Origin of the sequence: Rheinheimera sp., from assembly GCF_020217005.1 — a bacterium.
In the GTDB taxonomy this organism is placed as follows: domain Bacteria; phylum Pseudomonadota; class Gammaproteobacteria; order Enterobacterales; family Alteromonadaceae; genus Pararheinheimera.
In genome coordinates this window covers 1-10000 of the sequence record NZ_JAIWOI010000145.1, presented here as the reverse complement: position 1 = coordinate 10000, position 10000 = coordinate 1, and the positions used below count along the sequence as shown (strand labels likewise).

The window sequence follows — 10000 nt, the reverse complement described above, 5'->3', positions numbered from 1 at the left end:
GGGTCAGATCCTGATCCAACCCAAAAGAAGCGATATACAGCAAGAACAAACCAGTGACACTGGAATAAAGCGTAAAAGAACCGGCTGAGCTGAAATCCCAGCTGGTATCTATCAGCAGTAGTTTACTGACCGCCTTTTCGGGCGGATGTTCTAATGCCTGCCAGATACTGGCAAAATCAGCTGGAATAGAGGTCCATAAATACAACAGTACCAGCACAGCGGCGCTGACATACACCAAACACTGAAAAGCATCGCCATAAATCACAGATTTGATACCGCCGAAAATGGAATACAGTAGCGACACCAGGCAGAGCAAGCCAATAGACCAGGCCACATGGTGCCATGCTATATCGGTAAACAAAATCATAGATACAGCGATAGCCGCCATATAAAGTCTGGCGCCATTGGCAAAAATGCGACCAAACAAATACATCAGGCCTGCCTGCTTTTTTGCGGCACTGCCAAAACGTAGCTCTAGCAATTCATAGACAGTACCAACTTTAAAGCGGTAAAAGCGCGGAATTAAAAAGTACCCTACGAAAAGCGCGGCCATTAAAGCCCCTATGGTGCTGGCCAGATAAGTTAAATTGCTGCGGTAACCAATATCAGGTCCACCCAAAAAAGTGGCGGCAGATTGTGCTGTAGCCAGTACTGAAATAGCAGCTAACCAGGTCGGCATGCTATTGCTGCCGACAAAGTATTCATGACTGTTGTGTGCACCCGCTCTATTAATCCACCAGCCAGTCAGGGCGAGCAAAATAAAATAGGACAGAAACGCTAGCCAGTCTAATGCGGAAAAAGTGGAGACCATGTTTCCTCGTTTGGTTCTACTGGCCTATTGTCAGGTTACAGCTGGTATTGAAACTTATCCAAGATCTGTTGGCAAGTGCTGAGGTGTTTAAAGCTGGCGTTAAAAAATAATGAAAGTTTGGTGGGGCATTCAAATTTGTCATTTTTGATCGGCACAGTTTCTGACATAATAGACCTTGGCTGAAACCGTTTACATTGATAAAATCAGAACACCCTGTGTTTTTTGTATTTATTATTGTGATTATTTGATAAAAATGAAACTCAATGCTATTAATCTTCTACGCGTTGTTTCATCATGCATTCAAAACCAGCCTGTGCAGAGGTCAGCTGTATTAACTAGCCAGCATAGATAAAGATACGAGCTGTTGCCGAACCTGAGATCAGGCGAAAGGGTCGGGAGCCTGATTATATTGCTTGAAGAGAGCTTAATCCGAACAGTAAGGCGGGTGAATAAAGATTTAGACTTTGTCTGTGTAAAGTGGTGCAGCGAACTAGACTAGTTTAACTAATTAATACTTCGATGTTGGTCGCCTGCTTGTAATGGCGTCTGAGAAAACACTAAGGAATTATTATGTCGGTACAACGCAAATTTATGTTAACACTCACCGGCCTGGTTTTACTTGCAATGCTGGGTTCCATAGTGGTGATCTCTTTCAGCAAATACAGTGAAATTGAGTCAAGGGTCAACTCAGACAAGGAAAGATTGAATCGTGAAATTACCAATATATTGACTGTTACCGACAGTTTACTGGGACAGCAAGTGCAAAGTAGTATGAAGCTGTTGCGTCAGCGTATTGCCGCTTTAGGCCCTGTGTCTCAGGGGGATACATTATCTTTTGGCTCACAACAAGTCCCTGATTTATTACTTGGCACCGAAGGACAGGGCAATAAATATCAATTGGTAGATGAGCTTACCGCCATTATGGGCGGGACAGCCACCATTTTTAGCCGTTCGGGTGATGATTTTATCCGGATCTCAACTAACGTAGTTACAGACACCGGACGTGCTACTGGTACTTTACTCGCTCCAACAGGTGCCGCTATGGCAGCGATAAGGCAGGGCAAGGCCTTTTATGGTTCAGTAGATATCTTGGGCAACCCCTTTGTGACCGGGTATGAGCCGCTGACCAATGTTCAGGGTGAAGTGGTAGGCATTGGCTACGTTGGGTATAAGGCCGATCTGGAAGCCTTACATCAGCTGTTGGCTGCAACGCGATTGTTGACCTCGGGCTTTGTTGCTCTACTTGATAGAAATGGAGCAGTCCGGGCGAAATCCAGCCATATTAACGCGGAACAACTGGAGCAAATCCTTAAGACAAACAATCAGGACTGGACTATTCAAACAGAACAGTTTACCCCCTGGGGCTATCAGATAGTTACAGCCTATTCTAATGAGGAGCTCAATGCCGAAGTACGGGCGAATGTGATCAAAACTTCTTTGGTCATCGTAGTTGGCGCCACCATTTTGTTACTGGTGGTCTATTGGTTAACCCACAGCATAGTGGTGACCAGAGTAAACGATACCATCAAAGCTATTAAAGCCATTACTGAAGGCGAGGGCGACTTAACCCGACGTTTTTCTAATTACAGCACAGACGAATTTGGCGAAATGGCACGCTGTTTTGACCAGTTGCTTGAACAATTACGTTTAACCATAGTCGAGCTGCGTTCTATGACCCATGGTCTGGTGCAGGCATCGGTGGAGCTGGCCCATGTGGCGGAAGAGTCCAGTGCTGAGGTGGTGAAACAAACTGTCGATTTAGAAGTAACGGCTTCATCTGTACATGAACTGGCGACCACAGCATCAGTTGTAGCTCATAATGCAGAACAGGCAGAGCAGGCCAGTGTGGAGGCGTCGCGTTTAACTCAGGGCGCGATGAAAACTCTGGAAGCCTCGGTGAAAAATGCAGCTCAGCAGTTGGTGGATTCTCAGCATTCCCAGCGTTCTATTGCCAGCTTATCCGCCTCCAGCGCAGAAATTGGCAAGGTATTGGAAGTTATTAACACCATAGCGGAACAAACCAACTTACTGGCACTTAATGCCGCCATTGAAGCGGCACGAGCCGGTGAACAAGGCCGCGGTTTTAGTGTGGTGGCCGATGAAGTGCGATTGCTGGCTGGCCGTACACAGTCCTCCACAGGCGAAATCAAACGGATGATAGAGCAGTTGCAGCAAGGCGTTAACGAAGTGCAGAACTTAAACTCAACAGCTCAAGCCACGGTCAAAGACAATGAAGTGAAAGCGGCTGAAGCCAGTCAGGCTATGGATTTGGTGCTCAAAGCCATAGAAGAAATTAATCACCTGAACAGTCAAATCAGTACAGCGGCAGCAGAGCAGCGTGATGTGGCCGATGGCGTCAGTCAAAAAACCAACCATATTCACAGTGCAGCGCAACAAAATGCAGTGCACAGCGCAACGACCAAAGACTCAAGTCAGGGTTTAAAACGTATCGCTGAAGATTTTAGCGCCGTATTGTCGAAGTTTAAGGTCTAATCTTCAGTTCAAAACAAAAAAGCAGGCTTGAGCCTGCTTTTTTGTTTTTGCTGTTTACAGAGGTCAGTGCGCTGTGGATTGCATGCTGATCCATTCAATTAAAGTATCCAGCACCACACGGCCACGACCAGCCTTTGGGTCGTTGATAAAACTGGCGACCACCCAGGTTCGTCCGCTTTGATCGGTGACATAACCTGCCAGCGCTGTGACATTTCGCAAAGTACCTGTTTTTAAACGCGCCTTGCCTTTGGTCTGCACCTGAGTGAGTCGGCGTTTTAGGGTACCGTCCACGCCAGCAAGTGGCAAGCTGCTGATAAATTCTGGTTGGTACTGAGCCTGATAAGCATGCTGTAATAATGCGGCCATTAGCTCTGGACTGATACGTTCGCTGCGGGATAAACCTGAGCCATTTTCTAAAGTCAGGCTACTGTGATCCAGCTTGATGCTGCTGAAGAAACGACGAACCTGTTGCTCTGAAACACCGGCCGTCTGTTCTGATCCGCTTGGGGCTTGTGTCGCGCCCAGGCTTAAATACAACTGGCGGGTCAGGGCATTGTCAGAGCTTTTATTGATATCGCGCAGTACTTCAGCCAAAGATCGGCTCTGATGTTCGGCGATCACCAGGGTCGCTGCCGTGGTGTTTTGTTCCAGCACCTGAACCTGCTGTTGCCCTGAGATCTGTTGCCAGATCTGCTGCATCACTAAGCGGCTGAAATCTGTCCGGTTTAACAGTTGCAAATAATCTCTTTTCTGGCAGTTTTTTGGAAAATCCCCTCGCAGCACCAGTTGTAGCTTGTCTGGTTGGCGTCGAAAGGCCAAATGCTGTGGGTCTGGATACCAGGCAGCGCAGTTGCCTTGTGTCAGACGAGTTTCAGTGGTAACTAATTCTAAGCCTTCTACTTTGGGGTAGAACTGGCCTGTCACTGCATCTGCAGTGGACTCTAATTGAATGCCCAGCATATTGCGTTGTAAAAACAGAGCATCTGGCAACAGGTTGTAATATTCCCTTGGCGTTTCATCAAAAGGCAACGCTGTTAGTTCAGGCCGGGATGGAGTAAACCAGCTGCGGTCAATCTGAATGGCTGGTACACGGCGTATGCCCTGATCATAAGCTTGCTGCAACAAAAACCAGAGCTCCTGTACTGTAAAATCCATATCGCCATAACCTTTGAGTACCAAAGGCTGTTGCAGCTGAGGTTGCGGCGTTTCGTAGGAGCGCAGCTGAGTTTTTGCCCTGTATCCGGCACCTAGTTGTTCCAGCGCTACAATACTGGTCACCAGCTTCATGGTAGAAGCGGGTTGCATGGCCTTGTTGGCCTGATAACTGAGGTGTTCTGTTGGCGTATCTAGTGGATAAGCCACAAAAGCGAGGGCATGTGCTGGCAGTTGAGCTTGTTGTAGTTGCTCAGACAGTCGATTTAGTAGCTCTTGCTGCTTTACTTGCTCAAGTTCAGTGGTGCTGCTGCAGGCACAGAGCCATAACCCTGACAGCAGGGCTATGCCAGATTGAAACTGGCGAAGAGCGCGCATTTCAGCTCCTTTTAGTTCACCATAAAGTCAAAATAAATGTTCGGGTAGGCTTCATTTTTTAACGTGAAATGCCACCATTCCAGCTCGTAAGGGACAAAACCTTGCTGCTGCATTAAATCTTTCAGCAATAAGCGGTTGGCTTTTTGTACTGTACTGATGTCGTTACTGTTTAAGTGCGAGACTGGGTCAAACAAATCGTAAGCGCCCCCCATATCCAGAGGGTGCCACTGGCCTGCCGCATTTTTTCGCAATAGGGTTAAATCCACCGTAGAGGCGCGGCTATGCCCTGAATGCGCTGCAATATAGCCCTGCTTTAATTCAGTTTTGTTAAGGCGAGGGTAATAAGCTGCTTTTGTTGTTTGATTTGAAGCATCAGCCACCCAGTTCATAAAATAATTGGACGCGCGTTGAGGCCGGTAACAATCCAGCAGTTGCAATTGATAACCTAAACGCTCAGCCTGCATTGCTACTTTTGCTAAAGCCTGGGCGGCCTGTTGTTGCAAATAACAAATGTTGGCCTGATAACCCGGCACTTGTGTCGCGGTAAAATTATCAGTGCCAGCGTAGGCCATTTTAATCTGTACTTTAGTGGTCAGGCTAAGCAGGTTGACTATATCTGCTACTTTATCCGCTTCAATCTGAACCTTACCTTGTGGCTGAACAACACTTTGCAGCTTAGCTGCGGCTTGTTGTGGCTGAGTTTTGGGAGCTTCTGTGCTGGCACAGGACCACAGCAAAAAGCTACAGAGAACCACTAAGGCAGGTGTTTTCATTGTCAAATCATCCAATCATCACCCAACCACTGATTAAAAAGGCGATCAGGGCTAAGGCACCACAAAACAGCGCATAAGGCAGCTGAGTTTTGACATGTTCCAATAAATCACAACCAGATGCTACGGCGCTGACCACTGTGGTATCTGAGATTGGCGAGCAGTGATCGCCCCAAATGCCACCACTTAAAATAGCCGCCAGCAGCAGTGATGGAGGTAAGCCCAGCATCTCGACTAAAGGCATACCTATAGGAATTAAAATGGCAAAAGTGCCCCAGGAGGTGCCAGTGGTAAAGGAAATAATGGCTCCTGCGATAAAAAGAAGGGCGGGAATCAGTACCAGAGGAGTGGATTCTTTCACAAAAGAAGCCACATAAACCCCTGTGCCTAAGTCTTTCATGGCGCTGCCCAGAGCCAGCGACAATAACACTATGCTGACGAGAGGTAATAATTCACCCATACCCCTGAAGCCAATAGTAACCAGTTGCTGATGATTAAATTTGCGGCTTAAAGCCATCAGGCCATAGGCCACAACACAAGCAATAGTGGTGGCATAAAGCGCTGCTTTCGCGCCAGAGCCTTCGACTAAACTGCCATTTCCTGTCCATAGCATAAAGCCGACCATGCCTAGCACCAGCGTCAGTAAAGGCACTAACATCAAGGATACATTGCTGGGTTGTGTATCTATGTCGCTGTGACTTGCTACTGTGTTCAGCTCAATTTCTGCCTGCTTCATCGGACCATAAACTTTGTCCGTGTAGATGGTATAGAACACCATGATCAGCGTGAACAAGGCATAAAAGTTCAGTGGGATAGTACCAATGAGTACAGAAACGGCGGATTCAGGCAGTTTGTAGGTGCTCAATAGCCCCAGCACATAAGCGCCCCAGCCATTAAGCAATACCAAAATACAAATAGGGGCACTGGTGCTGTCGACTATATAAGCCAGCCGGGCGCGGCTCATTTTAAATTTGTCGTACAAACCGCGTGACACTATACCAGCAGTTAACGCACTCAGGTTGGACTCAATAAAAACCAGAATACCTATGCCGTAACTGATAAAACCAGCCTGACGTTTAGTGCGGGCGACCCCTTTGCGAACAAACCAGTCTACCATGGCCGAGACGCCACCCGAGTCACGCATATAGGCCATGAGCGCGCCAATCAGCAGAGAAAACAACAAAATCCTGCTGTTATCAGCAGAAGATGTGACCGAGATAATACGCTCTAAGCTTTGCACCGGACCATAAAGTAAGGCACCAAAGACACTGAGTTCAGGCTGCTTTAAATACAATAAAACTTCAGCACAAGCGACCGCCAGAATCAGCGCCAGTATCACTTCTTTGCGCCAAATCACTATGGCTATGGCCAGAATGGCAGGTAATAAACTTAAACTATCGGGCACTGGAGCTTCCCTAAACATAAAATTAAGCAAAAAGTACAGCTTATACTGCAGCAATTAGCTATGGCTTTCCAGTTCGCTGTAGCTATTTGGCTGATTTCTATTCAAAAAAATCAATTTTGCAAACTTTGTCGTCAGTGCAGCAGTATGGTTACAACTTGTTACCCTTTTGACAGGACTGAAACCTCTGACTGTTTTATAGTGGCCTTAATAAAAAAGTATCGATGCTTGCGTGAATTACCGGACGGGTTTGGACCATGAAAACTATAAAACTAACCTTAATTGCCTTGTGTGTAGCGACCACTTTAGCGGCTTGCTCAAAACCTGAAGTGGCAAAAGTAGAGGAGACCAGTGCAAAACCATTGCAACTGGTGGAACAGGATTTATTGACCTTATCACAAAGCACGCTGGCGCGTGGCCCTGTGATTTCAGGCTCATTACAACCTGTCGTCAAAGCTGAACTGAATGCAGAAGTGTCCGGCATTGTGATGCAGGTGTTAAAAGATAATGGGGATTTGGTTAAAGCCGGTGATGTGCTGGTGAAGCTGGACCAAACCACCTACCGTGACAAATTGTTATCGGCGCAGGAAGCAGAGCGTTCAGCCATAGTGACGCTGGAACAATCCAACCGCCAGCTGAAACGTATGCAATCGTTATCCAAACAAAGTCTGGTGACGCAGGAAGGGCTGGAAGCGGCGGAAAACAAAGCCAATCAAGCTCAGTCTGATTTAGCCTCTGCCCGTGCCCGTTTAGTCGAAGCCCGTCAGCAGATGGAAAAAACTGAAGTCAAAGCTCCATTTTCAGGTGTGGTCGCTACCCGTAAGGTGTCAGCTGGCGATACAGCTCAGGTGGGTAAAGGCCTGATGGTATTGATTGACCCTGCCAGTATTCGTTTTGAAGGTTATGTCGCGGCAGACCGCGTGGGTCAGGTTAAAGTAGGCAATAAAGTCACGTTTAAAGTGAATGGTTACAGTGGTCAATTTTTCACTGGTGTTGTTGAGCGTATTAATCCATTAGCCAATGAAAGCACCCGTCAGGTGCAATTACTGGTCAGCATGGATTTAAAAGAACAGTCACTGGTCGCAGGTTTGTATGCCGAAGGCCATGTTGAAGCGCAAAACAGCGATGCGCTGATGGTGCCTGAATCTGCTCTGATCCGTGAAGGCGATAAGCACTTTGTTTGGCAATTCGCCAATAACGAGCTGAAAAAGACCCAGGTAGAATTAGGTGGCAAAGACGAACGATGGGGCACTCAGGAAGTGTTGTCCGGTGTGACCGCAGGTGCGCAGATCCTACGTCATCCACAAGGCGCATTAACGGACGGTGGTAAAGCTCAATTGGCCGTTGCAGGCTCTGTAACACCAGATCAAACCGCAGCTAAAGTCAGCACAGGAAACTAAGCCATGTTTTTATCTGATTTTAGTATCAAACGCCCTATGGTGGTGGTGGCAGTTACTCTTGCCATGATGATTTTTGGTTATTTTGCGATGACCAATTTAAAAACCAACCAATTTCCTGATGTGCAGCCACCCGTATTGGTGATGACCATTCCGTACCCAGGAGCTTCGCCTGAAACTGTGGAACGGGAAATCCTCAACAGGGTGGAAGACTCGATGGCGACTATCACGGGCATGCGCGAACTGCGCTCTTATGCCCGCGAATCCAATGCCGTGATAGTGGCCATTTTTGAATTTGATAAAAACCTGATTGAAGCTTCACAGGAAATGCGGGATGCGGTTGCCGTAGTGCGTGACAAGCTGCCGACTGAAATGAAAGAGCCTTTCCTGCGCCGTGAAGACCCCAATGCTTTTCCTATTATGTCTTTGGCTTTGTCGTCCAAGTCGATGGACCCTATTGAGCTGTCGCAACTGGCAGAGCATCAGATCGCCCGTGAAATCCGTTCTGTACCAGGTGTGGCGCTGGTGAATCTGGAAGGGGAACAAGAGCGCGAGATGACAATATTCTTAAATTCCAACGCCATGCGGGAAGCCAATGTGTCAGCTATGGATGTAGTGAGCGCATTGCGCGCGCAAAACGTCGCAGCTCCGGTTGGCCGTGTAGTCAATGGCATGGAAGAGCAGGGCATCCGTATTCAGGGCCGTCTGCGCGATGTACGTGAATTTGAACAAATGGTGGTAAAACGTAACGGTGATCAGGCCATTCGTCTGGAGCAGGTGGCTGATGTGGTGGATGGGGCAGCGGAGCAGCGCCGTTTGTCTATTTTTAATGGGGTGCCGTCTTTAGGTATTGACGTCATAAAAGCCCGTGACGCTTCCACTATCAGTGTTACCGACGATATCAAAGCCAAAATAGAGGAGCTGAAGCAAACCTTACCTGCGGATTTTGAGCTGGTGGTGGTGCGTGACTCAGGTGAAGATGTCGCCGCCAGTATGCGCAACGTCACAGAAGCCTTGTCGATGGGCGCTTTGCTGACTATTGTCACCGTCTTTGTGTTTCTGAACTCCTGGCGTTCGACTTTAATTACCTCGCTGGCTTTGCCGACCTCAGTGCTGGCGTCTTTTATCGCTGTATGGGCCTGTGGTTTTACGCTGAACTTTATGTCCTTACTGGGCTTGTCGCTGGCCATAGGTATTCTGATTGACGATGCCATCGTAGTGCGGGAAAACATTGTGCGCCATATGGAAATGGGCAAAGACAATATGACTGCAGCCCGCGACGGCACCAAAGAAATAGGTATGGCTGTTATCGCCACTACTATGTCTATTGTGGCTGTGTTTATTCCTATCGCTTTTCTGGATGGTATTACCGGTCAGTGGTTTAAGCCTTTTGGTTTAACAGTGGCTTGTTCTGTTTTGGTGTCTTTGTTTATCTCCTTTACGCTCGACCCTATGATGTCAGCCTACTGGCACGATCCGGATCATGATAAAAATGCCAAACGTCGTGGCCTTGGCAAGGTATTACAGCGCTTTAATATCTGGTTTGATCACCAGGCCGAGCGTTATTCCAAGCTGATTGGCTGGGCATTAAAGCACC

6 protein-coding genes and 1 pseudogene are annotated in these 10000 nt (G+C 47.6%); 3 read left to right on the top strand and 4 right to left on the bottom strand.

The window, feature by feature from the left end:
- Positions 1–679, bottom strand: a pseudogene (locus LDL40_RS07125) (sodium:solute symporter); the annotation flags it as partial.
- A gap of 702 nt (positions 680–1381) precedes the next feature.
- On the opposite strand from LDL40_RS07125, the gene LDL40_RS07120 reads away from it, so the two are divergent.
- A complete protein-coding gene (locus LDL40_RS07120) occupies positions 1382–3304 on the top strand; it encodes a methyl-accepting chemotaxis protein (protein ID WP_300994530.1) in 1923 nt (640 codons plus the stop codon).
- Positions 3305–3367: 63 nt separating this feature from the next.
- Here the strand turns inward: LDL40_RS07120 and dacB are convergent, their stop codons facing one another.
- The 3 genes from dacB to LDL40_RS07105 are packed head-to-tail and all read right to left on the bottom strand — an operon-like array spanning position 3368 to position 7009.
- Positions 3368–4834 (bottom strand): D-alanyl-D-alanine carboxypeptidase/D-alanyl-D-alanine-endopeptidase, encoded by a 1467-nt coding sequence (gene dacB / locus LDL40_RS07115; RefSeq protein WP_300994528.1) that lies wholly within the window; start codon positions 4832–4834, stop codon positions 3368–3370.
- An 11-nt stretch (positions 4835–4845) separates the two neighbouring features.
- Entirely contained in the window at positions 4846–5607 is a 762-nt protein-coding gene (locus tag LDL40_RS07110) for a M15 family metallopeptidase (RefSeq protein ID WP_300994526.1), read from the bottom strand.
- Positions 5608–5614: 7 nt separating this feature from the next.
- A complete protein-coding gene (locus tag LDL40_RS07105) occupies positions 5615–7009 on the bottom strand; it encodes a Na+/H+ antiporter NhaC family protein (protein WP_300994524.1) in 1395 nt (464 codons plus the stop codon).
- A 254-nt stretch (positions 7010–7263) separates the two neighbouring features.
- On the opposite strand from LDL40_RS07105, the gene LDL40_RS07100 reads away from it, so the two are divergent.
- Together LDL40_RS07100 and LDL40_RS07095 are read left to right on the top strand one after the other, a co-directional pair.
- Positions 7264–8406 (top strand): efflux RND transporter periplasmic adaptor subunit, encoded by a 1143-nt coding sequence (locus LDL40_RS07100; protein ID WP_300994522.1) that lies wholly within the window; start codon positions 7264–7266, stop codon positions 8404–8406.
- A gap of 3 nt (positions 8407–8409) precedes the next feature.
- Positions 8410–10000 (top strand): efflux RND transporter permease subunit (locus LDL40_RS07095; RefSeq protein WP_300994520.1); only part of this gene is annotated, 1591 nt, incomplete at its 3' end.